Origin of the sequence: Streptomyces roseolus (assembly GCF_014649855.1) — a bacterium.
GTDB lineage: Bacteria > Actinomycetota > Actinomycetes > Streptomycetales > Streptomycetaceae > Streptomyces > Streptomyces roseolus.
In genome coordinates this window covers 1-23797 of the sequence record NZ_BMTV01000008.1, presented here as the reverse complement: position 1 = coordinate 23797, position 23797 = coordinate 1, and the positions used below count along the sequence as shown (strand labels likewise).

At 71.8% G+C, this 23797-nt stretch carries 20 protein-coding genes and 2 tRNA genes; 8 read left to right on the top strand and 14 right to left on the bottom strand.

The genetic code is table 11. The features are described 5' to 3' along the window. Positions 1 to 12: 12 nt before the first annotated feature. From clpX to IE245_RS11405, 5 genes are all read right to left on the bottom strand, one after another. Entirely contained in the window at positions 13 to 1296 is a 1284-nt protein-coding gene (clpX, locus tag IE245_RS11425) for an ATP-dependent Clp protease ATP-binding subunit ClpX (protein ID WP_030494070.1), read from the bottom strand. A 156-nt stretch (positions 1297 to 1452) separates the two neighbouring features. After that, positions 1453 to 2115: an ATP-dependent Clp protease proteolytic subunit gene (locus tag IE245_RS11420; RefSeq protein WP_043221639.1), complete on the bottom strand. Its 663-nt coding sequence runs from the start codon at positions 2113 to 2115 to the stop codon at positions 1453 to 1455. Positions 2116 to 2180: 65 nt separating this feature from the next. Beyond that, positions 2181 to 2798 (bottom strand): ATP-dependent Clp protease proteolytic subunit, encoded by a 618-nt coding sequence (locus IE245_RS11415; RefSeq protein WP_189847606.1) that lies wholly within the window; start codon positions 2796 to 2798, stop codon positions 2181 to 2183. A 262-nt stretch (positions 2799 to 3060) separates the two neighbouring features. Then, positions 3061 to 4446, bottom strand: a complete 1386-nt coding sequence (gene tig, locus IE245_RS11410) for a trigger factor (protein WP_189946699.1) — start codon at positions 4444 to 4446, stop codon at positions 3061 to 3063. 187 nt (positions 4447 to 4633) lie between these two features. After that, positions 4634 to 4710 (bottom strand) — tRNA-Pro (locus tag IE245_RS11405). Positions 4711 to 4841: 131 nt separating this feature from the next. Here IE245_RS11405 and IE245_RS11400 point away from each other — a divergent pair. Next, positions 4842 to 4912: transfer RNA gene (locus IE245_RS11400), tRNA-Gly, on the top strand. Positions 4913 to 5664: 752 nt separating this feature from the next. Here the strand turns inward: IE245_RS11400 and IE245_RS11395 are convergent. Next, positions 5665 to 5859, bottom strand: a complete 195-nt coding sequence (locus IE245_RS11395; RefSeq protein WP_189946698.1) for a hypothetical protein — start codon at positions 5857 to 5859, stop codon at positions 5665 to 5667. A 138-nt stretch (positions 5860 to 5997) separates the two neighbouring features. Continuing rightward, a complete protein-coding gene (locus tag IE245_RS11390; protein WP_189946697.1) occupies positions 5998 to 7143 on the bottom strand; it encodes a PP2C family protein-serine/threonine phosphatase in 1146 nt (381 codons plus the stop codon). Positions 7144 to 7249: 106 nt separating this feature from the next. Here IE245_RS11390 and IE245_RS11385 point away from each other — a divergent pair, with 106 nt between their 5' ends. Next, a complete protein-coding gene (locus IE245_RS11385) occupies positions 7250 to 8479 on the top strand; it encodes a GNAT family N-acetyltransferase (protein WP_189946696.1) in 1230 nt (409 codons plus the stop codon). 7 nt (positions 8480 to 8486) lie between these two features. Here IE245_RS11385 and IE245_RS11380 read toward each other — a convergent pair whose 3' ends face one another. Then, entirely contained in the window at positions 8487 to 9293 is an 807-nt protein-coding gene (locus tag IE245_RS11380; protein WP_189946695.1) for an Fpg/Nei family DNA glycosylase, read from the bottom strand. Between the two features lie 91 nt (positions 9294 to 9384). Next, positions 9385 to 9873, bottom strand: a complete 489-nt coding sequence (locus IE245_RS11375; protein WP_189946694.1) for a ribose-5-phosphate isomerase — start codon at positions 9871 to 9873, stop codon at positions 9385 to 9387. A 218-nt stretch (positions 9874 to 10091) separates the two neighbouring features. Here IE245_RS11375 and IE245_RS11370 point away from each other — a divergent pair, with 218 nt between their 5' ends. After that, positions 10092 to 11525 (top strand): amino acid permease, encoded by a 1434-nt coding sequence (locus tag IE245_RS11370; RefSeq protein WP_189946693.1) that lies wholly within the window; start codon positions 10092 to 10094, stop codon positions 11523 to 11525. A 74-nt stretch (positions 11526 to 11599) separates the two neighbouring features. On the opposite strand, the gene IE245_RS11365 is transcribed toward IE245_RS11370, so the two are convergent. Continuing rightward, positions 11600 to 12193, bottom strand: a complete 594-nt coding sequence (locus tag IE245_RS11365) for a biotin transporter BioY (protein WP_189946692.1) — start codon at positions 12191 to 12193, stop codon at positions 11600 to 11602. 282 nt (positions 12194 to 12475) lie between these two features. On the opposite strand from IE245_RS11365, the gene IE245_RS11360 reads away from it, so the two are divergent. Both IE245_RS11360 and IE245_RS11355 read left to right on the top strand, forming a co-directional pair. Beyond that, positions 12476 to 13888, top strand: coding sequence for an amino acid permease (locus IE245_RS11360; protein ID WP_189946691.1), 1413 nt, complete (start codon positions 12476 to 12478; stop codon positions 13886 to 13888). 116 nt (positions 13889 to 14004) lie between these two features. Then, entirely contained in the window at positions 14005 to 15435 is a 1431-nt protein-coding gene (locus tag IE245_RS11355) for an amino acid permease (RefSeq protein WP_189946690.1), read from the top strand. Between the two features lie 74 nt (positions 15436 to 15509). Here the strand turns inward: IE245_RS11355 and IE245_RS11350 are convergent, their stop codons facing one another. Further along, positions 15510 to 16409, bottom strand: coding sequence for a hypothetical protein (locus IE245_RS11350; protein WP_189946689.1), 900 nt, complete (start codon positions 16407 to 16409; stop codon positions 15510 to 15512). A 247-nt stretch (positions 16410 to 16656) separates the two neighbouring features. Between IE245_RS11350 and IE245_RS11345 the strand changes: the two genes are divergently transcribed. Beyond that, positions 16657 to 17304: a superoxide dismutase gene (locus tag IE245_RS11345; protein ID WP_189946688.1), complete on the top strand. Its 648-nt coding sequence runs from the start codon at positions 16657 to 16659 to the stop codon at positions 17302 to 17304. A 114-nt stretch (positions 17305 to 17418) separates the two neighbouring features. Here IE245_RS11345 and IE245_RS11340 read toward each other — a convergent pair whose 3' ends face one another. Next, the gene (locus IE245_RS11340) at positions 17419 to 18066 is read right to left on the bottom strand and encodes a mycothiol-dependent nitroreductase Rv2466c family protein (protein ID WP_189946687.1); all 648 of its coding nucleotides are present in this window, start codon (positions 18064 to 18066) and stop codon (positions 17419 to 17421) included. A 143-nt stretch (positions 18067 to 18209) separates the two neighbouring features. Between IE245_RS11340 and pepN the strand changes: the two genes are divergently transcribed. Together pepN and IE245_RS11330 are read left to right on the top strand one after the other, a co-directional pair. Continuing rightward, on the top strand, positions 18210 to 20756 hold the full coding sequence (gene pepN, locus IE245_RS11335) for an aminopeptidase N (protein ID WP_189946686.1): 2547 nt from the start codon (positions 18210 to 18212) through the stop codon (positions 20754 to 20756). A 171-nt stretch (positions 20757 to 20927) separates the two neighbouring features. Then, positions 20928 to 21935: a hypothetical protein gene (locus IE245_RS11330; RefSeq protein WP_189946685.1), complete on the top strand. Its 1008-nt coding sequence runs from the start codon at positions 20928 to 20930 to the stop codon at positions 21933 to 21935. A gap of 4 nt (positions 21936 to 21939) precedes the next feature. Here IE245_RS11330 and IE245_RS11325 read toward each other — a convergent pair whose 3' ends face one another. Further along, positions 21940 to 23094 (bottom strand): serine hydrolase domain-containing protein, encoded by a 1155-nt coding sequence (locus IE245_RS11325; protein ID WP_189946684.1) that lies wholly within the window; start codon positions 23092 to 23094, stop codon positions 21940 to 21942. Positions 23095 to 23217: 123 nt separating this feature from the next. Beyond that, on the bottom strand, positions 23218 to 23712 hold the full coding sequence (locus tag IE245_RS11320; RefSeq protein ID WP_189946683.1) for an NUDIX hydrolase: 495 nt from the start codon (positions 23710 to 23712) through the stop codon (positions 23218 to 23220). Positions 23713 to 23797 lie beyond the last annotated feature (85 nt).

Below are 23797 nucleotides of genomic sequence, written 5' to 3'. Positions count from 1 at the left end.
GTGTGGTTCTGGTTACGCCGACTTCTCGTGGCGGCCGTCGTTCTTGACGATCCTGGGGACCAGGGTCGGGTTCACGTTGTTGCGGACGACGTCCGCCGTGATGACGACGCGGGCGACGTCCTTGCGGGACGGGACCTCGTACATCACCGACTGGAGGACCTCTTCCATGATGGCGCGCAGGCCGCGCGCGCCGGTGCCGCGGAGGATGGCCTGGTCGGCGATGGCCTCCAGGGCGGGGCGGTCGAAGTCCAGCTCCACGCCGTCGAGTTCGAAGAGGCGCTGGTACTGCTTCACCAGCGCGTTGCGCGGCTCGACGAGGATCTTCAGGAGGGCCTCGCGGTCCAGGTTGTGGACCGAGGTGATGACGGGGAGACGGCCGATGAACTCGGGGATCATCCCGAACTTCACCAGGTCCTCCGGCATGACCTCCTGGAACTGGTCGCTCGCCTCGATCTCGCGCTTGGAGCGGATGGTCGCCCCGAAGCCGATGCCCTTGGCGCCCGCCCGCGACTCGATGATCTTCTCCAGGCCGGCGAAGGCGCCGCCCACGATGAAGAGCACGTTCGTCGTGTCGATCTGGATGAACTCCTGGTGCGGGTGCTTCCGGCCGCCCTGCGGCGGGACGGAGGCCGTGGTGCCCTCCAGGATCTTCAGGAGGGCCTGCTGCACGCCCTCGCCGGAGACGTCTCGCGTGATCGACGGGTTTTCGCTCTTACGGGCGACCTTGTCGATCTCGTCGATGTAGATGATGCCGGTCTCGGCCTTCTTGACGTCGTAGTCCGCGGCCTGGATCAGCTTGAGCAGGATGTTCTCGACGTCCTCGCCGACGTAGCCGGCCTCCGTCAGCGCCGTCGCGTCGGCGATGGCGAACGGGACGTTGAGCATCCGGGCCAGCGTCTGGGCCAGGAGCGTCTTGCCGGAGCCCGTGGGGCCCAGCAGCAGGATGTTGGACTTGGCCAGTTCGATGGCGTCGTCACGGCCCTGCGCGCCGCCGTTCTCACCGGCCTGGACGCGCTTGTAGTGGTTGTACACAGCGACCGAGAGGGCCTTCTTCGCCGGCTCCTGGCCGACGACGTAGCCCTCCAGGAACTCGTAGATCTCGCGGGGCTTGGGAAGTTCCTCCCAGCGCACCTCGCTCGTCTCGGCGAGTTCCTCTTCGATGATCTCGTTGCAGAGGTCGATGCACTCGTCGCAGATGTACACACCGGGTCCCGCGATGAGCTTCTTCACCTGCTTCTGGCTCTTTCCGCAGAACGAGCACTTGAGCAGGTCGCCGCCATCACCGATGCGTGCCACGAGGTGCTTCCCCTTCGCCTGGGAGCGCTTGGTTCAGCGACTCCTGGTGCCTCATATTCGACGGTACCTTGCCGGGCCCCCCGTTCGGGCCCCCCTTGGCACGGTTCACATGGTCGTGATTCGGCCACGCGAGCCGTGCCGAGGGAAGGTCGGGCGTCAGTGCGCCGCGGCGGCCGTGCTCTTGCGGGTCGAGACGATCTGGTCGACCAGGCCGTACGCCAGGGCGTCCTCGGCCGTGAGGATCTTGTCGCGCTCGATGTCCTCGCGGATCTTCTCGATCGGCGTGGTGGAGTGCTTGGCCAGCATGGTCTCCAGCTGGTCGCGCATGCGCAGGATCTCCTTGGCCGCGATCTCCAGGTCGGAGAGCTGCTCGCGGCCGGTGCCGCCGGAGGGCTGGTGGATCAGCACACGGGCGTTCGGCAGCGCCATCCGCTTGCCGGGGGTGCCGGCGGCGAGCAGCACGGCCGCGGCGGAGGCCGCCTGGCCCATGCAGACCGTCTGGATGTCCGGCTTCACGAACTGCATCGTGTCGTAGATGGCCGTGAGCGCCGTGAAGGAGCCGCCGGGGCTGTTGATGTAGATGGAGATGTCCCGGTCCGGGTCCATCGACTCCAGGCACAGCAGCTGCGCCATGACGTCGTTGGCCGAGGCGTCGTCGATCTGCACGCCGAGGAAGATCACGCGCTCCTCGAAGAGCTTCGCGTACGGGTCGTACTCGCGGATGCCCTGCGAGGTGCGCTCGACGAAGCGCGGGACGACGTAGCGGTTGTCCATCGGCGCGCCGGTGTACAGGCCGCTCGGGGAGAGGTTGTTCTGCATGTGGGTGTTCACCGTCCTGGTGGCGTTCGGCGGGGGGCTGGGGCTCTGTGGCGGGTTGCCGGCGCTCAGGCGCCCGTGCCGCCGCCGCCCGGAACACCCGCGGCGTGCGTGATGATGTCGTCGATGAGGCCGTAGTCCTTGGCCTCCTCCGCGGTGAACCAGCGGTCGCGGTCGCCGTCGCGGATGATCGCCTCGACGGTCTGGCCGGAGTGGTGCGCGGTGATCTCGGCCATGCGCTTCTTCGTGCGAAGGAGGTACTCGGCCTGGATCTTGATGTCGGAGGCGGTGCCGCCGATGCCGGCGGAGCCCTGGTGCATCAGGATGTCGGTGTTCGGCAGCGCGAAGCGCTTGCCGGGGGTGCCGCCGGTGAGCAGGAACTGGCCCATCGAGGCCGCCATGCCCATACCGATGGTCACGACGTCGTTGGGGATGTACTGCATGGTGTCGTAGACGGCCATGCCGGCCGTCACCGAGCCACCGGGGCTGTTGATGTAGAGGAAGATGTCCTTCTCCGGGTCCGCGGCCAGGAGGAGCATCTGGGCGGTGATCTTGTTGGCGATGTCGTCGTCGACCTGCTGCCCGAGGAAGATGATGCGCTCGCCGAGCAGCCGGTTGTAGACATGGTCGCCGAGGCCGCCACCGATGGACGGCTCACCCGCGGCGTAAGGCTTCAGATTCGTCACGTATCCACCTGCTCGTCTCCGACGGCCCCCGGGCCGTCTCAGCGTCTCGTTCAGAGGGCAGTGCCCCCGTATCCATGGACCCTAACGCGCAGGTGGGACAACGCCATCCCGGTTCCCGAACTGTTCGCTGGGAGCGCAAGGTAGTTGGCGGCGCATAAAGGGCCCGCGTACGTCCACGGGCCCGGACGCACAGCAGTGCGTCCGGGCCCGTGGCGCGGTACGGGGCGCGCGGGGCGGGGCCCCGGCGTCGGCCCGGTGGGGCCTACTTCTCCTCGGCGGCCTCGGCCTCGCCGGTGGCGGCCTCGACGGCCTCGGCGGCGGCCTCGACCTCGTCCTCGTCGTCGGAGAGGTCCACGACCTCACCGTTGGTGTCGACGACCTTGGCGGCCTCGACGACGACCGCGAGGGCCTTGCCGCGGGCGACCTCGCCGACCAGCATCGGCACCTGGCCGCCCTGGACGACGGCCTGGGCGAACTGGTCCGGGGACATGCCGGAGGAGGCGGCACGGCGGAAGAGGTGCTCGGTGAGCTCCTCCTGCTCGACGTTCAGCTCCTCCTTGGAGACCAGCTCGTCGAGGAGGAACTGGGTCTTGATGCCCTTGACCGCCTGCTCCTTGGTCTCGGCCTCGAACTCCTCGACCGTCTTGCCCTGGAGCTCCAGGTACTTCTCCAGGCTCAGGCCCATCTGGCCGAGCTGATGGTGCTCCAGGTTGTGCTTGCGGGTGTTGACCTCGTCCTCGAGCAGCTTCTCGGGGACGGGGATCTCCGCCAGCTCCAGGAACTTCTCCAGGACGCGCTCCTGGGCCTGGGTGGCCTGGTCGAACTGCTTCATGTTCTCGAGGCGCTTGCGGCTGTCGGCCTTGAGCTCGTCGAGGGTGTCGAACTCCGAGGCCATCTGCGCGAACTCGTCGTCGAGCTCGGGGAGCTCGCGGGCGGCGACGGCGGTGACCTTGACGGTGACCTCGGCCTCCTTGCCCGCGGCCGAGCCGCCCTTCAGCTCGGAGGTGAAGGTGGCCTCGCCGCCGGCCTCCAGGCCGGTGACGGCGGCGTCGATGCCGTCGAGCAGCTCGCCGGAGCCGATGGTGTACGAGACGCCGTCGGCGATGCCGTCGGGCAGCACCTCGCCGTCGACCTTGGCGGTCAGGTCGACGGTGACGACGTCACCCTCGGCGGCGGGGCGCTCGACCGGGTTCGTCGAGGCGAAGCGCTCGCGGAGCTGCTCCACGGACTTCTCGACGTCCTCGTCGGTGACCTCGATGGCGTCGACCTCGACCTCGATGCCGGAGTAGTCCGGGATCTCGATGGCCGGGCGGACGTCGACCTCGGCGGTGAAGGAGAGCAGCTCGCCGTCCTTCAGCTCCGTGATGTCGACCTCGGGCTGACCCAGCGGGTTCACCTCGGCCTCGGTCACGGCCTCGTTGTAGAACTTCGGGAGCGCGTCGTTGACGGCCTCCTCCAGCACGGCACCGCGGCCGAAGCGCTGGTCGATGACGCGCGCGGGGATCTTGCCCTTGCGGAAGCCCTTGACCGTGACCTGCTGGTTGATCTTCTTGTACGCCGCGTCGAGGCTGTCCTTGAGCTCCTCGAAGGGCACCTCGACAGTGAGCCGAACCCGGGTCGGGTTCAGGGTCTCCACGGCGCTCTTCACGGTTCGGTCTCCTTGTGGCTGATTCCTGGATTCCGGACGGGCCGCGCGGGGCGGTTCCGGCCGATGGGCCCGGTCAGAAAGACACACGGGCACGCAGCTTGCATAGTAACCGCACGTGGGATGGGGCCCACAACGTGATCAAGAACCCGCGAGGTCGGGGCCCCGGGCGCGGGGGCGCGGATCATGCTGGTCGGGGTGGCGGGATTTGAACCCACGGCCTTCCGCTCCCAAAGCGGACGCGCTACCAAGCTGCGCCACACCCCGTCGGTGCGACACGTAGGGTACATGCACGCGGACGCTGCGACGCCCCCCGTTTCCGGGGGCGTGCACGGACGGCTCCGGACCGGCTACGATGCTTCCCGTGCCGCGGCCTTCCGGCCTCCGGCGCGTCCTGTGCGGGCGTAGCTCAATGGTAGAGCCCTAGTCTTCCAAACTAGCTACGCGGGTTCGATTCCCGTCGCCCGCTCCGTGTACGGCTCCGGGCCCGGTTCCTCGTCGAGGGACCGGGCCCGGAGCCGTTTCCGGCCGGTGACGGCCTCGGCTCCGTGATCGCCGGGCCCCCACGGCCCGTTGTGGCCGTTTCGCCCTCCCGGAGATCGACGCCCGGGGGCGGTGCGCGGCGGCGGCGAGAGCGTCACGGAGGGCACGACCGAGGCGCGCTTCCGGCTGCGGCGCGCGGACGCCGGGGCGCCGCCGGTCCTCGACCTGCCCTTGGCCGTGCCCCCGGGCACGACGGCCACCCCGAAGGTGCCGAAGTCGTGCGGGCCGGAGACCGGCCCGTACGGGTGGCGGGCGCGGGTCGAGAGCACGAGCGGGGCCTCGGCGCGGACGGCTCGACCTTCGTCACGCCGGAGCGCTCGGCCCCCGCGACCGGGCGGGCGGCGTCCGGGACGCGGGCAGAGCCTCGTACGGGGTCGCCTCCCCCGTCCCGCAGCCCCCTTCGGCGACTACGACGGGGAGGGGCGGTCCGATACGCCGGCGGTCGACGCGGCGGGCCGGCTGAGCCGGTCGGCCGGTCAGGAGGGCGGCGGTTTCGCGGCCCGGGCCACGGCCGACGCGCGGGACCGGACGGGCGCCCGGGCGGCGCGGGCCGGGTGATTGATCAACCGGTACGGGCCGCAGGAGGGGTCGCCGGCCCGGTGCCGGCCGGTGCGCGGCTGTTCTGAGCCCGGGGTGACGGACGGGCCCCCGCCGGTGGCGGGGGCCCGTTCCGCGTGTTCAGAACCTGATGGCGCTGATCGTCTGGGTTATGGAGTTCAGGAAGCGTTCGATGTCGTCGGCCATGCCCGTGGAGGCGAGGAAGAAGCCGAAGAGGACGGCCACCACGGCGGGGCCGGCCTTGAGGCTGCCTCCGCGGATCAGCACCACGAGGACGATTGCCAACAACAGCACCACGGACAGCGATATCGTCACAACTGATCACACCCTAGGTCGGTCCGGCCTGGCCCCGGGGTGTATATCCGGACACCCCCGCGCCTCTATCGTGCCACCAACCCCGGTGCCCTCAACGGCGGGTGACGAATCGTGGGACGCCGGGCGGAGCCGGAAGGTTCAGGCCGGGCGGGAGATGATGAGGAGGGCGCGGTCGTCGTTGACGTCCTTGGCCACCGCCTCGATGAGGTGCCAGGCGACGCCCTCGAAACCGGCCGGAACGCAGCGGTCGGCCTCGCCGGTGAGGCGGTCGATGCCCTCCGCGAGGTCGCGGTCGGCGGCCTCGACCAGTCCGTCGGTGAAGAGCATCAGGACGTCGCCCTGCCGCAGGGTTCCCTTGACCGGGTGGAACTCCGCGCCGTCGTAGACGCCGAGGAGGGGTCCGTCGCCGTCCTTCTCCTCCCAGCGGCCGGTGCCGGAGTGCAGCTGGAGGGCGGGGAGGTGGCCGGCGGAGAAGAGCTCGTAGTCGCCGGAGTCCAGGTCGAGGACGAGGTGGATGGAGGTGGCGAAGCCCTCGTCCCAGTTCTGCCGCAGCAGGTAGCCGTTGGCGGCGGGCAGGAAGCCGTGCGGCGGGAGCGAGCCGAGGAGCCCGCCGAAGGCACCGGAGAGCAGCAGGGAGCGGGAGGCCGCGTCCATGCCCTTGCCGGAGACGTCGGTGAGGACGACCTCCAGGGTGCGGCCGCCGTGGGTGCGGGCGGCGACGACGAAGTCGCCGGAGAAGGACTGGCCGCCGGCCGGGCGGAGCGCCATCTCACGGTGCCAGCCGCGCGGCAGCCGGGGCAGCGCGCTCTGCACCCGGAGCCGTTCGCGCAGGTCGAAGAGCATGGTGCCGCCGCGCCGCCAGGGCACCCCGACGCGGGCCCGGAACTGGGCGATGAGCAGCCCGAAGAGGCCGCAGGCGGCGACCACCAGGACGGTGCCGGGGGTGACGCGGGCGGGCCCCTCGCCGTACGGGCCGAGGACGGCGGACTCGACGATCAGGCCGCCGGCGGACGCCGCGTACAGGCCGAGGAGGCTGGCGGGGCGCAGCAGCAGCCCGCCGGCCACGATCGGCAGGACGAGGGCGGTCGGCGCGCACCAGACCGGGTCGAGGACGGTGCCGCAGACGATGGCGGGGATGGTGAGGAGCAGTCCGGCGAGGGCGAGGCGGTCGGAGGCGCCGCCGCGGAAGTAGTCGACCCCGGTCCGGCGCAGCGCGACGCGGGCCCGGCGGGCGCGCCTGCGCAGCCGGGCCGCGTACGTGTCGATTCCCGTGCCGGTGCCCATTGGCCTGGACCCTATCCACCCCGGCCGGTCCCGTGCAGGGGTACCCCCGTGACAAGGTGCGTGAAATCGGGTCGCCCCGGGCGGAGGCCGCTGATATCGATGGCATATGACGACTGAGACGCGGGTGCTCGACCCTTCGGAGTGGGATCGCTGGTTCGGGACGCTGGAGCTCGCCTTCGGGGGCGTGCCGGAGGAGCCGGAGGCGCGGGCGCTGTGGCGGGACCTCACCGAGTGCGGGCGCTCGCTGGGGGTGTGGGACGGCGGCGGGCCGGTGGCGACGGCGGGGGCGTTCTCGTTCCGGGTGACCGTGCCCGGCGGGGCGTCGGTGCCGGCGGCGGGCGTGACGATGGTGAGCGTGGCCGGAACGCACCGGCGGCGCGGGATCCTGACCTCGATGATGCGCCGGCAGCTCGACGACGTCCGGGAGCTGGGCGAGCCGCTGGCCGTGCTGACCGCCTCGGAGGCGGCGATCTACGGCCGGTTCGGGTACGCGGCGGCGAGCTGGACGCAGCGGGCCGTCGTCGACACCACCCGGGTGCGGCTCGACGTGCCGGCCGGGACGGACGCGGTGGGGCTGCGGATGGTGCCGCTCGCGGAGGCCTCGGCGGCGGTGGAGGCGGTGTACGCGCGGATGGTGCCGCGCCGGCCCGGGATGCTGGCCCGCCGGCCCGGCTGGGAGCGGCTGCCGCTGCTCGATCCGCCGGGGTCGCGGGAGGGCGCCTCGCCGCGGCTGTGCGTGCTCGCGGAGCGGGACGGGGAGCTCGTCGGGTACGCCCTCTACGCGATCAAGGCGGACTGGGGCTGGGCCGGCGCGGACGGCGCGGTGACGGTGCACGAGCTGTACGGGCTCGACCCGGTGGCGGAGGCGGCGCTGTGGCGGTACCTCTGCTCGGTCGACCTGACGACGAAGGTGCGGGTGAACAGCGCGCCGGTGGACTCGGCGTGGCTGCACCTGGTCTCCGACGTCCGGCGCTGCGAACCGACCGTGCGGGAGCAGCTGTTCGCGCGGCTCGTGGACGTGGGGGCGACGCTGGAGGCACGGACGTACCAGGCGCCGGTGGACGTGGTGTTCGAGGTCGAGGACGCGTTCTGCCCGTGGAACGCGGGGCGGTGGCGGCTGTCGGGGGACGCGAAGGGGGCGACCTGCACGCGGACGTCGGACGCGGCCGATCTCGCGCTGTCGGTGCGGGAGCTGGGGGCGGTGTACCTGGGCGGTACGTCGCTGGCGGCGCTCGCCCTCGCCGGGCGGGTCGGCGAGCTGCGGGGCGGGGCGCTCGCGGAGGCGTCGCTCGCCTTCGGGTCCCAGGTCGCGCCCTGGTTGCCGCACGGGTTCTAGGGTCGTCCTAGGGCTGGCAGGTGGGGCACCAGAAGAGGTTCCTCGCCGCCAGCTCGGCCGTGCGGACCGGGGTGCCGCAGAGGTGGCAGGGGAGGTTCGCCCGGCGGTAGACGTAGACCTCGCCGCCGTGGTCGTCGACCCTCGGGGGGCGGTTCATCGCCTCGGGGGTGTGTTCCGGGCGGACCGTGTCGATGCGGTTGTTCCGGACGCCCTCGCGCATGAGGGCGGCCAGGTCGTCCCAGATCGCGGTCCACTCCCCCGCCGTCAGGTCCTTGCCCGGGCGGTACGGGTCGATGCCGTGGCGGAAGAGGACCTCGGCGCGGTAGACGTTGCCGACGCCCGCGATGACCTTCTGGTCCATGAGCAGGGCGGCGATCGTGGTGCGGGACCCGGCGACGCGGCGCCACGCCTTGTCGGGGTCGTCGCCGTCCCGCAGCGGGTCCGGGCCGAGGCGGGCGTGGACCGCCCGCTTCTCGGCGTCGGTGACGAGCGCGCAGGTGGTGGGGCCGCGGAGGTCGACGTACGACTCCGGGTTCGCGAGCCGCAGCCGGACCGTGTCGGTGGGCGGGGGCGCGGGGGCGTCGCCGAAGTTCACCTTGCCGAAGAGGCCGAGGTGGACGTGGATCCACTCGTCGCGCGGGAAGCCGAGGAAGAGGTGCTTGCCGTGCGCCTCGGCGGTCTCCAGGACGGAGCCGTCGAGGAGGGCGGCGGAGTCGGAGAACTTGCCCTGGGGGCTGCTCGCGCGGACGGGCCGGCCGCCGAAGCGCTCCCGGTGGTCCCGGGCGAGGCGGTGGATCGTATGCCCTTCGGGCACGGCGGTTCTCCTGGGTGACGGAACGGCGCGCCCGTGCCGCCGGGCGCGGCCGGCGGCACGGGCGGGTGGGCTCGGTCCCGCGGCGGTGGGCTCAGCCCTGCTGCGGGTGGTGGGCCGGGATCGGGGGCATGACGCCCTCGGTCTCGTACGCGCTCAGCATCTCGATGCGGCGGGTGTGGCGCTCGTCGCCGGAGTACGGGGTGGAGAGGAAGATCTCGACGAACTTGGTCGCCTCCTCCTCGGTGTGCATGCGGGCGCCGACCGCGACCACGTTGGCGTTGTTGTGCTCGCGGCCGAGGGCGGCGGTCTGCTCGCTCCAGGCGAGGGCGGCACGGACGCCCTTGACCTTGTTGGCGGCGATCTGCTCGCCGTTGCCGGAGCCGCCGATGACGATGCCGAGGCTGTCCGCGTCGGCGGCCGTCTTCTCGGCGGCGCGCAGGCAGAACGGCGGGTAGTCGTCGAGGGCGTCGTAGACGTGGGGACCGCAGTCGACGGGCTCGTGGCCGTGGGCCGTGAGCCACTCCACGAGGTGGGTCTTGAGTTCGTAGCCGGCGTGGTCGGAACCGATGTAGACGCGCATGGCTTCGAGTGTGGCACGGCCGGGACGGGGCAGGGGTCAGCGGGGTCGGGACCTCGGTCCCGGCGGGTCACGGACTTTCGCCCCTCTTGGTCTGGACCTTATGGCCCGCATATGTCCTGAATCACGATCCGGAGTCGAAGCTTCCGTACCGGCCGGTCGCCGGGTTTCATGTCTCAGGCTCGCGATCCGAGCCGCCCCCACACCCGAAGGAAGCGTTCATGAACACGCAGCCGACCCTCGCCAAGGAAGGCGGCAGCACCGGCGACCCCGGTGAGACCCCGCAGTCCGACGGCCTCAAGGCCGGGCTCAAGAACCGCCATCTGTCGATGATCGCGATCGGCGGCGTCATCGGCGCCGGCCTCTTCGTCGGTTCCGGCTCCGGCATCGCCGCCGCCGGCCCCGCGATCCTCCTCTCCTACGCCCTCGTCGGCGCCATGGTCGTGTTCGTGATGCGCATGCTGGGCGAGATGGCCGCCGCGCGACCGTCCTCCGGCTCCTTCTCCGCCTACGCCGACCAGGCGCTCGGCCGCTGGGCCGGTTTCACCATCGGCTGGCTGTACTGGTTCTTCTGGGTGGTCGTCCTGGCCGTCGAGGCGACCGCGGGTGCGGTCATCCTGGAGAGCTGGGTCCCCGCGGTGCCGCAGTGGGCCTGGGCCCTCATCGTGATGGTGGTGCTCACCGCGACCAACCTGGCCTCGGTGGCCTCGTACGGCGAGTTCGAGTTCTGGTTCGCCGGCATCAAGGTCGTCGCCATCGGCGCCTTCGTGGCGATCGGCCTCCTCGCGGTCTTCGGCGTGCTGCCGGGCTCGGACAACCCGGGCGCGGGCTTCGCGCACCTCACCGACGCGGGCGGGTTCCTCCCGATGGGCGCGGGCGCGATCCTCACCGGTGTGCTGATGGTGGTCTTCTCCTTCATGGGCAGCGAGATCGTGACCCTCGCGGCCGGTGAGTCGGAGGATCCGCAGCGGGCCGTGACCAAGGCGACCAACAGCGTGATCTGGCGGATCGGCGTCTTCTACCTGGGCTCGATCTTCGTGGTCCTGACGCTCCTGCCGTGGAACGACCCGTCGATCGTGGAGAAGGGCTCGTACGTCGCCGCCCTCGACTCCATCGGCATCCCCGCGGCCGGCCAGATCATGAACGTGATCGTCCTGACCGCCGTGCTGTCCTGCCTCAACTCGGGCCTCTACACGGCCTCCCGGATGGCCTTCTCGCTGGGGCAGCGGGGCGACGCGCCCAAGGCCTTCGCCAAGGTCGACAAGCGGGGCGTGCCGCGCGCGGCGATCCTCTCCTCGGTGGTCTTCGGCTTCGTCGCGGTCTTCTTCAACTACGAGTGGCCCGACACCGTCTTCGCCTTCCTGCTGAACTCCTCCGGCGCGGTGGCGCTCTTCGTCTGGCTGGTCATCTGCGTGACCCAGCTGCGGATGCGCGGGATCATCCTGCGCGAGTCGCCGGAGAAGCTGGTGGTGCGGATGTGGCTCTTCCCGTACCTGACCTGGGCGACGATCGGCATGATCGTCTTCGTCCTCGGCTACATGATCTACGACGGCGGCAGCGCCCGGGAGCAGGTCGTGCTCTCGCTGCTCGTGGCCGCCCTGGTGCTGGCGATCGCGGTGGTCCGCGAGCGGGTCGGGAAGACCTCCCGCACCTAGTCGCACCCGTACGGGAAAGGGCCCGCCGCTCCTGCTGGAGCGGCGGGCCCTTCGCGTGCGCACGGCTCCGGGCGTCAGCCCTTGCGGCCGGCGAGCTTCCAGGCGGCCGGGAGGGCGCCCATGGCGAGGGCGGCCTTGAGGGCGTCGCCGATGAGGAAGGGCGTCAGGCCGGCGGCGACCGCCTGGCCGAGGCTCATGCCGGTGGCGAGGGCCAGGTAGGGCACGCCGACCGCGTAGATGATCGCGGAGCCGAGGACCATGGTGCCGGCGGTGCGCAGGACCGAGCGGTCGGCGCCGCGGCGGGCGAGGGCGCCGACGACGGTGGCGGCGAGCAGCATGCCGAGGACGTAGCCGAAGGAGGGCATCGCGTAGCCGGACTTGGCCTCCGCGAACCAGGGGACGCCCGCCATGCCGACGACGGCGTAGAGGGCGAGGGAGAGGAAGCCGCGGCGGGCGCCGAGGGCGGTGCCGACGAGCAGGGCGGCGAAGGTCTGGCCGGAGACCGGGACCGGCGAGCCGGGGACCGGGACGGAGAGCTGGGCGGCCAGACCGGTGAGGGCGGCGCCGCCGACGACGAGGGCGACGTCGCGGACGCGGCTCGCAGGGAGGAGGTCGGCCAGGACGGTGCCCGCACGGAGGGTGCGGACGGGGGCGGCGGCGGTGCTCATCGGTACTCCGCGAGGGTGAGGGGGTCAGGACACGTTGACGCTATGCCAGCGGTGAACGGCCGATCACCGTCAGCCGCCGACAAAGCCTCGGGCCGGGGCTTCATGGGATTCCGACAAAGGACCGGGAGGGCAGCACACACCACGTGACGCTTGTCACTGGCGAAAGACAACTTCTGGTCCCTTTTGCGTCAAGGGCGTGTCAACGGCGAGACTGTGGGGTCTCCATAAAGCCTCACCAGCTCCACCCCGCACCTCCCCTTCTCCCAGAGCCGCGAGTCCCCCATGCGCGACGCAGCACCGCCCACCCCGCTCACCGAACCGGAGCCGCTCTCGCACGGCCTGAAGCAGCGTCACCTGACGATGCTCGGGCTCGGCGGGGTCATCGGCGCCGGCCTCTTCGTCGGCTCGGGCGCGGGCATCGCGGTCGCCGGGCCCGGCATCGTGCTCTCGTACCTGATCGCGGGCGCGCTCGCGATGCTGGTGATGCGGATGCTGGGCGAGATGTCGGCGGCGATGCCGGCGTCCGGCGCGTTCTCGGTGCACGCGGAGCGCGCCCTCGGCCGCTGGGCCGGGTTCTCGGTGGGATGGCTCTACTGGTTCCTGCTGGTGGTCGTCCTCGCCGTGGAGGCGACGGGCGCGGCGCGGATCGCGCACGGCTGGGTGCCGGGGGTGCCGCAGTGGGGCTGGGTGCTCCTCTTCATGGTCGTCTTCACCCTGGCCAACCTGGCGGCGGTGAAGAACTTCGGCGAGTTCGAGTTCTGGTTCGCCGCGCTGAAGGTCGGCGCGATCGTCCTCTTCCTGGTCCTCGGCGCGCTCGCGATCGCCGGCTGGCTCCCGGACACGGACCCGGTGGGGCTCGCGAACCTGACCGGGCAGGGCGGTTTCCTGCCGAACGGCTGGTCCGGGGTGGTCTCCGGAGTGCTCGCCGTGGTCTTCGCCTTCGGCGGCCTGGAGGTCGTCACCATCGCCGCCGCCGAGTCGGAGGACCCGGCGCGGAACGTGGCGCGCGCGGTGCGCAGCGCCGTGTGGCGGATCCTCCTCTTCTACGTGGGCTCGATGCTGGTGATCGTGACGCTGCTGCCGTGGACGTCGATGGTGCCGGGCGAGTCGCCGTACGTGGCGGTGCTCGACGCGATCGGGGTGCCGGGCGCGGGCCAGATCATGAACGTGGTGGTCTTCGTGGCGCTGCTCTCGGCGCTCAACGCCAATCTGTACGGCTCCTCCCGGATGGTCTTCTCGCTGGCCGAGCGCGGCGAGGCGCCGAAGGGGCTGCTGAAGGTGTCGGGGGGAGGGGTGCCGCGGCGGGCGGTGCTCGCCTCGGTGGCCTTCGGCTTCGTCTCCGTACTGCTGAATCTGAAGTGGCCGGATTCCGTCTTCCTCTACATGCTCAACGCGGTCGGCGCGGTGCTGCTCTTCGTGTGGGCGCTGATCGCGGTGTCGCAGCTGCGGCTGCGGCCGAGGATCGAGCGGGAGGCGCCGGAGACGCTGACGCTGCGCATGTGGGGCTTCCCGTGGCTGACGTGGACGGCGCTGGCCGCGATGGGCGCGGTGCTGGTGCTGATGCTGACGGACGACGGGGCGCGGCCGCAGGTGCTGTGGTCGGCGGGGGCGACGGCGGCGGTGCTGCTGGTGGCGTGGCTGCGGGAGGTCCGGGCCGCGCGGGAGGCCGGCTCGTCCGCGACGAAACGGAACTGAATCTTCACCTTGTGTGAAGGTCGTGACCGTATAGCGGACATCTGTTCCCTCTGAGCGGTGCGGGCACCCAGACTGTGGGCTTCCCTCCCCGTCTCAGCTGATGAACAGGGTTGCCCATGTCCCGGACCACCGCGCCCGCGCAGGCCGACCGCGCGGACGGCACCGCCGCTCCCGCCGAGGGCCTCTCCCACGGCCTCAAGCAGCGCCATCTGTCGATGATCGCCCTCGGCGGCGTCATCGGCGCCGGCCTCTTCGTCGGCTCCGGCGCCGGCATCGCCGCCGCCGGCCCCTCGATCGTCGTCGCCTACGCGATCTCCGGCGTGCTCGTCATGCTGGTGATGCGGATGCTCGGCGAGATGTCGGCGGCCAACCCCGCCTCCGGCTCCTTCTCCGTCCACGCCGAGCGGGCCTTCGGCCCCTGGGCCGGCTTCACCGCCGGCTGGGCCTTCTGGTTCCTGCTCTGCGTCGCCGTCGGCCTGGAGGGCATCGGCGCCGCCAACATCATGACCGGCTGGTTCCCGGGCACCCCCGAGTGGGCCTGGGTGGCGCTCTTCATGCTGGTCTTCTGCGGCACCAACCTGGCCGCGGTGAAGAACTTCGGCGAGTTCGAGTTCTGGTTCGCCGCGCTGAAGGTCGGCGCGATCGTCCTCTTCCTCGGCATCGGCGTGCTCGCCATCGTCGGCGTCCTGCCCGGCAGCGACGCCCCCGGCACCGTCAACCTCACGGGTGACGGCGGCTTCTTCCCGCACGGCTCCGAGGGCCTGATCGTCGGTCTGCTCGCCTCCGTCTTCGCCTACGGCGGCCTGGAGACGGTCACCATCGCGGCGGCCGAGTCCGAGCACCCCGTGCAGGGCGTCGCCAAGGCGGTCCGTACGGCGATGTGGCGCATCGCGCTCTTCTACATCGGCTCGATGGCGGTCATCGTCACCCTCGTCCCCTGGGACGACAAGGCGGTCGTCGAGAAGGGCCCGTACGTCGCCACCCTCGACCACCTGGGCATCCCGGCCGCCGGACAGATCATGAACGTGGTCGTGCTGATCGCCCTGCTCTCCGCGATGAACGCCAACATCTACGGCGCCTCCCGCATGGCCCGCTCGCTGATCGGCCGCGGCCAGGGCCCGCAGGCGCTCGGCCGCACCTACGGCGGGGTGCCGCGCCCGGCCGTCCTGCTCTCCTCGGTCGTCGGCTTCGGCGCCGTGCTGCTGAGCTACTGGTCGCCGGACAAGGCCTTCGTCTGGCTGCTGAACACGATCGGCGCGATCATCCTCGTCGTCTGGTTCTTCATCGCCGCCTCCCAGCTGGTGCTGCGCCGCCGCACCGAGCGCGAGGAGCCGGAGAAGCTGGTCGTGAGGATGTGGGCCTTCCCGGTGCTGACCTGGGTGGCGCTGGCCGGCATGGCCGCGATCTTCTTCCTGATGGCCCGCGAGGAGGGCACCCGGATCCAGCTGTACGCGACGGGCGCGCTGACGCTCGGCCTCGCCGTCGTCGGCTTCGCGCTCCAGAAGGCGCGCGAGAAGGCGGTCGGGGCCGCGGCCGAGAAGGGCTGAGCCCTCCGCCGCTCCTCGCGCGAACGCCCCGCCGGGCACGGTCCCGGCGGGGCGTTCGCGCGTACCGGGCCGGGTCAGCCGCCGCAGTAGGGCGCCGTGCGGACGTATCCGCCCCGGTTCTCGTCGTCCGTGCCGAGCAGCGCGTCGCCGGTGCCCGGGAGGCATTCGACGGCCTCGATCTTGTGGCCGGGGAAGGTGCCGAGCGGGACCGGGCGGGCGGTGAGGGAGATCCGTACCCGGCCGGCGGCGGTGAGGGCGACCTGCCCGGCGTCGGTGACGGCGGAGTCGAAGGGGCCGTCGTCACCGGCGTCGGACGCCGAACCCACCAGGATCCGGCCGGAGTCGGTGACGGAGATGTCGGAGATGTGCCGCGTCCCCGGGGCCGCGGGGTACGGGGCGGTGAAGGAACGCCGGGTGACGGCGCCGAACCTCGGCTCGCCCCAGGCGGCGAAGGTGAGCGGGGCGGCGTAGAGCGTGGCGGGCCGGTCCGCACCGGCGCCGCGGTCGGCCCACAGGGCGGCGAACCGGCCGTCGCGGGCGACGAGCGCGAAGCTCTCGAAGTCGTCGCCCTCGCCGATCGCCGGCAGCGGGGTGTACTCGACGACCGTGGCCGTGGTGCCGGCGACCTTCAGCCGGTAGACGATCCCGCGCGAGGCGACGGCGAGGTACTCCCCCGGCATCCCGGGAATCGCCTCGACGGCCTCCAGGTCGACGGGTTCGGCCCCCTCCCAGGCCAGCGGGGTGACGGTGACGGGGTCCGCGCCGTACGCGAGCCGGGAGAGGCGCGGCTGCCCGGAGCGCTTGTTGTCGTGGACGACGAGGGCGGTGCCGGCACCGTCGGCCTCGGCGGCGAGGCCGCTGACGCCGCTCCGGGCGTCGGTGCCGACCTGGCGCCAGGGGGTCGCGGCCTGCGCGGCACCGGCGAGCAGGGCGACGAGGGCACCGGCGGCGGCGAGTCTCAGGGGAAGCTTCATGCCCGCACGTTATTGATCTTGAAGGCGGCGGGAACAGGGTGGTTCCCGCCGTTCGGCGGAGCGCGCGGAAGCGGCCCGCGGCGCGACGGACGGGCCCGGACCGCGCCTTCCGGACCGGGCCGGGCTCACGGCGTGATCCGGAAGACCCGGCCTAGGACCACAGACTGATCAACATCTCCCGCAAGTGCTGTTAGCCTGCACTTGCATAGAGGTTGCAATAAGAAGTCGGTCGAAGGGCTTGGCACACATGGCGATCTACACACTTCCGGAGCTGCCGTACGACTACGCGGCGCTGGAGCCGGTGATCAATCCGCAGATCATCGAGCTGCACCACGACAAGCACCACGCCGCCTACGTCAAGGGCGCGAACGACACGCTGGAGCAGCTGGCGGAGGCCCGCGACAAGGACCAGTGGGGAGCGATCAACGGCCTGGAGAAGAACCTCGCCTTCCACCTCTCCGGCCACATCCTCCACTCCATCTACTGGAACAACATGGCGAGCCCGAAGGGCGGCGAGGGCGGCGGCGAGCCGCTCGCGGCCGACGGCGTGGGCGAGCTCGCCGACGCGATCACCGAGTCCTTCGGCTCCTTCGCCGCGTTCAAGGCCCAGCTGACCAAGGCCTCGGCGACCACCCAGGGCTCCGGCTGGGGCGTCCTCGCGTACGAGCCGATCAGCGGCCGCCTCATCGTCGAGCAGGTCTACGACCACCAGGGCAACGTCGGCCAGGGCTCGGTCCCGATCCTGGTCTTCGACGCCTGGGAACACGCCTTCTACCTCCAGTACAAGAACCAGAAGGTCGACTTCATCGACGCCATGTGGCAGGTCGTCAACTGGCAGGACGTGCAGAAGCGCTACACCGACGCGAAGGGGCGCACGCCGCTCATCGGCATCTGAGCCGTCCGGTGACTCCTGCTCGTGATCGTCTTCTCAACCTTCACCGGGCAGGCGGATGAAAGAAGGGCCCCCGCGATGACGTGAATCGCGGGGGCCCTTCCCTGTCCGGGGCGACTACTCGAAGCTGGGCGCCGCCGTCCGCGTGCGCTTGATCTCGTAGAAGCCCGGGGTCGAGGCGACGAGCAGGGTGCCGTCCCACAGCCGGGCCGCCGCCTCGCCGCGCGGGGTCGGGGTGACGACCGGGCCGAAGAAGGCGACCTCGTCGCCCTCCGGGCCGGGCACCGCGATCACCGGGGTGCCGACGTCCTGGCCGACCTTCCCGATGCCCTCCGCGTGGGAGGCGCGCAGCTCGGCGTCGTACGTGTCCTTGTCGGCGTACTCCACCAGGTCCTCGGGGAGGCCGACGTCCTTCAGGGCGGCGGCGACGGCCTCGCGGGTGGGGCCCTCGCCGTTGTTGTGGAAGCGGGTGCCGAGCGCGGTGTAGAGCTTGCCGACGACCTCGTCGCCGTGCAGCTGCTGGGCCGCGACGACGACGCGGACCGGGCCCCAGGCCTTGGTCTCCAGCATCTCCCGGTACTCGGCGGGGACCTCGTCCAGGCGGTCCTCGTTCAGGACCGCGAGGCTCATCACCTTCCAGCGCACGTCCACCGGGCGGACCTTCTCCACCTCCAGCATCCACCGGGAGGTCATCCACGCCCAGGGGCACAGCGGGTCGAAGAAGAACTCCGCGGTGGTCCTGCTCTCGGTCCTGCTCTCGGACATGTCACTCCTCGGGGCGGTCGAAAAGGGGGATGTGCGCCGACTCGGCGCAACACCCGCGGACCGTGTCGGCATTCCCGTGCGCCCGGTGAAAGGTGCGCGTGGGAGGATCGGTGCTGTTTCGAACACGCCACGAAGGAGTGACCGTGCCCGGTGAGAACCTGTCCCGCGACGAGGCCCACGAGCGGGCGGCGCTGCTGTCCGTCGACGGCTACGAGGTCGCCCTCGACCTGCGTTCGGCGGTCGGCGAGTCCACGGAGGCGGTACGCACCTTCCGCTCGGTGACGACGATCCGCTTCCGCCGCACCGGCGAGGGCGACACCACCTTCGCCGACCTGCTCGCCCCGTCGGTCACCTCCGTCACCCTCAACGGGCGGGAGCTCGACCCGGCGGTCGTCTTCGACGGGTCCCGGATCGCCCTGGACGGCCTCGCCGACGAGAACGTCCTGGTCGTCGACGCGCAGTGCGCCTACAGCCGCACCGGCGAGGGCATGCACCGCTTCGTCGACCCCGAGGACGGCGAGGTGTACCTGTACACCCAGTACGAGCCGGCCGACGCCCGCCGGGTCTACGCCAACTTCGAGCAGCCCGACCTGAAGGCGCCGTACCGCTTCGAGGTGACCGCGCCCGACGCGTGGACGGTCTGGAGCAACGGCGCCGGCGAGCGGGGCGCCGACGGGGTGTGGCGCTTCGCGGAGACCGCGCCGATCTCCACGTACATCACCTGCGTGGTGGCGGGCCCGTACCACTACGTCACCGACACCTACCGGCGCGGCGACGTCGAGATCCCGCTCGGCGCGATGTGCCGCAAGGGGCTCGCGAAGCACTTCGACGCGGACGACGTCTTCCTGGTCACCAAGCAGGGCTTCGACTTCTTCCACGACAACTTCGACTACCCGTACCCCTTCGGCAAGTACGACCAGGCCTTCGTGCCCGAGTACAACCTCGGCGCCATGGAGAACCCCGGCATGGTCACCTTCACCGAGGAGTACATCTACCGGGGCAAGGTCACGCGCGCGGCGTACGAGCGGCGCGCCAACACGATCCTGCACGAGATGGCCCACATGTGGTTCGGCGACCTCGTCACCATGGTCTGGTGGGACGACCTGTGGCTGAAGGAGTCCTTCGCCGACTTCATGGGCTCCTTCTCGCTCGCCGAGGCCACCCGCTTCACCGACAGCTGGGTCACCTTCGCCAACAACCGCAAGGCGTGGGCCTACCGCGCCGACCAGCTGCCCTCCACCCACCCGATCACGGCCGACATCCGTGACCTGGAGGACGCCAAGCTCAACTTCGACGGCATCACCTACGCCAAGGGCGCCTCCGTCCTCAAGCAGCTCGTCGCCTACGCCGGCCGGGACGCCTTCCTGGAGGGCGCCCGCCGCTACTTCAAGCGCCACGCCTACGGCAACACCCGCCTGCACGACCTGCTGTCCGTCCTGGAGGAGACCTCGGGCCGCGACATGAAGGCCTGGTCGAAGTCCTGGCTCCAGACCTCCGGCGTCAACGTCCTCGCCCCCGAGGTCACCTACGACGCCGAGGGCCGCGTCACCGAGCTCGCCGTCCTCCAGGAGGGCGGCGAGCCGCGCCCGCACCGGATCGCGGTCGGCCTCTACCGGCTCACCGACGGCGCGCTCGTGCGGTACGCGCGCGTGGAGACCGACGTCACCGGGCCCCGCACGGTCGTCGCCGGCCTCGCCGGCAGCGAACGGCCGGACCTGATCCTCGTCAACGACGACGACCTCACCTACTGCAAGGTCCGCTTCGACGAGCGCTCCCTCGACACCCTCCGCGACCACCTCGGCGACATCACCGACCCGCTGGCCCGCGCCCTGTGCTGGTCGGCGCTGTGGAACCTGACCCGCGACGGGCTCATGCCGGCCCGCGACTTCGTCGCCGCCGTGCTCGCCTTCGCCGGCCGAGAGACCGACATCGGCGTCCTCCAGATGGTGCACACCTGGGCCCGGACCGCCGTCACCCACTACGCCTCCCCCGCGTGGCGCGCGGAGGGCGGGCGGCAGCTCGCCGAGGGCGGGCTGCGCGAGCTGCGGCTCGCCGAGCCGGGCAGCGAGCACCAGCTGACCTGGGCCCGCTTCCTCGCCGCGACCGCCTCCTCCGACGCCGACCTCCAGCTCCTGGAGGGGCTGCTCGCCGGCACCGCCAGGATCGACGGCCTCGACGTCGACCAGGAGCTGCGCTGGGCGCTGCTCTCCCCGCTCGCCGAGCACGGGCGGGCCGACGAGGCGCGCATCGACGAGGAGCTGGCCAGGGACGACACCGCCAGCGGCAAGCGGCACCAGGTGCGGCTGCTCGCCGCCCGGCCGTCGGCGGCCGTGAAGGCGCAGGCGTGGGCGCAGATCGTCGAGTCGGACACCCTGTCGAACGCGCTGGTCGGCGCGGTCATCGCCGGTTTCGCGCAGTCCTCGCAGCGCGAGCTGACCGCCCCGTACGCGGAGAAGTACTTCGCGGTGATCGAGCGGATCTGGGCCGAGCGGTCGATCCAGATCGGCATGGACGTGGTGCGCGGGCTCTTCCCGGCGTACCAGGACCGTCCGGAGACGCTGGCGGCGACCGACGCCTGGCTGGCCGGGCACGCGGACGCGGCCCCGGCACTGCGCCGCCTCGTCCTGGAGTCCCGCGACGACCTGGGCCGCGCGCTGCGGGCGCAGGAGTGCGACGCGCTGGAGGACTGAGCCGGCGCCGGGGGAGGGTCCGTACGGCCACGGGCCCTCCCGCGCGGGTCCTTCTCGCGCGGGCCCCTCTCGGCAGTCGAACGCGCGTACTTTAGTGCGGGCTTGTCCGGGTTCGGCCACTGCCTTGTAACAGGCCGTTAGGGCCGGGCGGGGGTGCGGAAGACCCCCGGCATGAACCACGACACCCCCATCACCCCCCGCCCCCGCCCCCTCGCCTCCCCCGCGGGCCTCGTCCGACGACTCGCGTCCACCGGCCAGTTGCGGGCCATGGGCGTGCCCGCGGCCGAGGTCGCCGGACGGGTCGCGGCCGGCGGCGACTGGCAGCAGCTGCTGCCCGGCGTCTTCCTGCTCCACCCCGGCGCGCCGACCGGCGACGACCGGCTGCGGGCCGCGCTGCTCTACGCCCGCAAGGACGGCGAGGCGTCCCCGCACGGCCCGGGCGCGATGCTCACCGGGCTCGCCGCGCTCGCCCTGCACGGCTTCTCCTCCGCTCCCCCGCCGGCCGCCCCGGAGCGGATCGACGTCCTGGTGGGCCGCACCCGGCGCCTGCGGTCGACCGGCTTCGTGCGGATCGTGCGGGCGCCCGAGGCACCCGAGCCGGTGGAGCTGGACGGGCTGCCGGTGGCACCGGTCGCCCGGGCGGTCGCCGACGCGGTCTCGGGACTGCACGACGCGGAGGGCGTCCGCCGGCTGCTCACCGAGGCGGTGCGCGGCGGCCACTGCGAACCGCCTGTGCTCGTCCGCGAGTTGAGCCGCCTGCGGCTGCTGACCCGGCCGCACGTGGTGGACGCGGTGGACTCGCTCCTCGTGGAGGGGCGGGCGCTGTCGGAGGAGCGGCTGTACGAGATGGTGCGGGACTTCGCGCTGCCGGACCCGGTGTGGAACGTGGACCTGCGGCTGCCGGGCGGCCCGCACCTCGGCGGGGTGGACGCCTACTGGCCGGACCAGGCGGTGGCGGTGGAGCTGGACACCCGGGCGCCGCGGCAGGACGAGGACGCGCTGTGGTCCGAGTACACCCGCAAGCGGGAGCACCTGGAGCGGCTCGGCATCACGGTGGTCCACCTGACCCCGCGCAAGCTGCGCGAGGCGATGGACCAGCAGGCCGCCGTGGTCCGTACGGCCCTGATGGCCGCGTCGGAGCGGCAGCCCGCCGCGTACGTCGTCGTCCTGCCCCGGTGAGGGCCTACTTCACCGGCTTCGGGAGGGTGCCGCAGAACTCGCCCTCCAGGATCGCCTGGGTGTCGCCGGTCCAGTCGGCGTTGATGTTGGCGGCGAGCGAGTGCCGGCCGTCGCGGGTGGCGTACGCCTCCGAGAGCGAGCCGTGGATGCCGCCGCCGTGGCCCCAGACCTCCTTGCCGCAGCTCAGCTTCTGCTTCATGAGCCCGAGGCCGTAGCCCGCGCCGGGGAGCTGCTCGGAGAGGTCGACGGCCGTGGTCATCTCCCGCAGGCCGTCCTTCGGCAGCAGCCGGCCCTGGAGCAGGGCGCGGTAGAAGGTCTGGAGGTCGCGGGAGTCGGAGATCATCTCGCCGGCGGCGTGGGCGATGGTGGGGCTGAGCTCGCTGACGTCGTGCACGGGGGCGCCCGGTTCGCCGCCGAGGGTGGAGTACGCGGGGGAGCTGGGGTCCGGCATGGTCGGGTCGGAGCCGGGGACCGTGGTGGCGCGGAGCTTGAGGGGCTTGATGATCCGGTTCTCGACGGCCTTGCCGTACGGGCGGCCGGTGACCTTCTCGATGACCATGCCGGCGAGGACGTAGTTGGTGTTCGAGTAGTTCCAGGAGGTGCCGGGGGCGAAGTCGGGGGCGTGCTCCATGGCGACGGCGACGAGCTGACGCGGCGTCCAGCGGTCGTAGCGGTGCTGCAGGAAGGCGGGGCCGAAGACCTTCTCCTGGAAGCCGGGGTCGGCGGTGACGTTGTAGATGCCGCTGGTGTGGTTGAGGAGCTGACGGACGGTGACCTTCCGGCCGTCGTGACCGTTGCCGCGGACGACGCCGGGGAGCCACTTCTCCACCGGGTCGTCGAGGTCGAGGCGTCCCTCGGCCTGGAGCTGGAGGAGGACGGTGGCGGTGAAGGTCTTGGTGATGGAGCCGACGCGGAAACGGTCGTCGCCGCCCCGCTCGCCGGCGGTGCCGGTCCAGGAGCGGCCGTCGGCGCGGGCCTGGGCGACGGCGCCGGGCACGCCGGCGTCGACGGCGGCCTGGAGGGCCGCCTGGGTGGCCGTGTGGTCCTTCTTCGCGGCGACGGGGTCGGCGGCGAGGGCGGGGGCGGCGAGCGCGGTGACGGTGAGGCCGGCGGCGAGGGCCGCGGCGACGACGGTGCGGGCGGTGCGGGCGGTGGCCATGCGAAGTTCCCCTGTTTCCGTGGTGATCCGGAGATCCGGAGATCCGGAGGTCCGGTGCGGTCGGCGGGGAGGACCGCGGGGGGTGCGGGAAGGTTGAGCGGTCCCGGGACGGTTGAGCCCTTTTCAGCCGTTCGCCGGGCCCACGGTCCGGGAGCGGCCCACCGGGCCCGCGAGCCGGGAACGGCCCACCGGGGGGCGCTCCCGCCACAGGTCGAGCCCGACGTCCACGAGTTCGACCCGGGGCAGGTCCGGCACGGAGTCCAGCGGGTGCCAGGCCGCGAGATCGGTGGAACCGCCGGTCTCGCTGCGGAGTTCGCCGCCGGTGATCCGGGCCTCGTAGAGGATCCCGAGCCCCTGGAAGGAGCCGGGCGCGCCGATGCGGGCGATCCACTGGCGCATGATCGAGTCGATGCCGAGGAGGGCGGTCGGCTCGACCGCGTACCCGGTCTCCTCCTCGACCTCGCGGACGACGGCCCCGACGGGCTCCTCCCCGTGCTCCATGCCGCCACCGGGCAGGGTCCACCGCTTGGTGCCGTCCTTGGCCACCCAGCGGGCGAGCAGTATCTCGTGGTCCCGGACGACTACGGCGTAGGCCGCCACCCGCAGCTCCTGCTTCATGCGCAGCAGGCTAGGGTCTGTTGTGAAAGTGCTGGTCACAGCCACTCGTTGATGGCTGCGACCAGCACGGTCGCTTCGTAGCGGA

Coding starts and splice junctions, on each gene's coding strand:
- IE245_RS11420 (WP_043221639.1), bottom strand. CDS start 2,115: ATGCAGAACAACCTCTCCCCGAGCGGCCTGTACACCGGCGCGCCGATG.
- IE245_RS11390 (WP_189946697.1), bottom strand. CDS start 7,143: ATGGGCACCGGCACGGGAATCGACACGTACGCGGCCCGGCTGCGCAGG.
- IE245_RS11385 (WP_189946696.1), top strand. CDS start 7,250: ATGACGACTGAGACGCGGGTGCTCGACCCTTCGGAGTGGGATCGCTGG.
- IE245_RS11375 (WP_189946694.1), bottom strand. CDS start 9,873: ATGCGCGTCTACATCGGTTCCGACCACGCCGGCTACGAACTCAAGACC.
- IE245_RS11370 (WP_189946693.1), top strand. CDS start 10,092: ATGAACACGCAGCCGACCCTCGCCAAGGAAGGCGGCAGCACCGGCGAC.
- IE245_RS11365 (WP_189946692.1), bottom strand. CDS start 12,193: ATGAGCACCGCCGCCGCCCCCGTCCGCACCCTCCGTGCGGGCACCGTC.
- IE245_RS11360 (WP_189946691.1), top strand. CDS start 12,476: ATGCGCGACGCAGCACCGCCCACCCCGCTCACCGAACCGGAGCCGCTC.
- IE245_RS11355 (WP_189946690.1), top strand. CDS start 14,005: ATGTCCCGGACCACCGCGCCCGCGCAGGCCGACCGCGCGGACGGCACC.
- IE245_RS11350 (WP_189946689.1), bottom strand. CDS start 16,409: ATGAAGCTTCCCCTGAGACTCGCCGCCGCCGGTGCCCTCGTCGCCCTG.
- IE245_RS11345 (WP_189946688.1), top strand. CDS start 16,657: ATGGCGATCTACACACTTCCGGAGCTGCCGTACGACTACGCGGCGCTG.
- IE245_RS11340 (WP_189946687.1), bottom strand. CDS start 18,066: ATGTCCGAGAGCAGGACCGAGAGCAGGACCACCGCGGAGTTCTTCTTC.
- IE245_RS11330 (WP_189946685.1), top strand. CDS start 20,928: ATGAACCACGACACCCCCATCACCCCCCGCCCCCGCCCCCTCGCCTCC.
- IE245_RS11325 (WP_189946684.1), bottom strand. CDS start 23,094: ATGGCCACCGCCCGCACCGCCCGCACCGTCGTCGCCGCGGCCCTCGCC.
- IE245_RS11320 (WP_189946683.1), bottom strand. CDS start 23,712: ATGAAGCAGGAGCTGCGGGTGGCGGCCTACGCCGTAGTCGTCCGGGAC.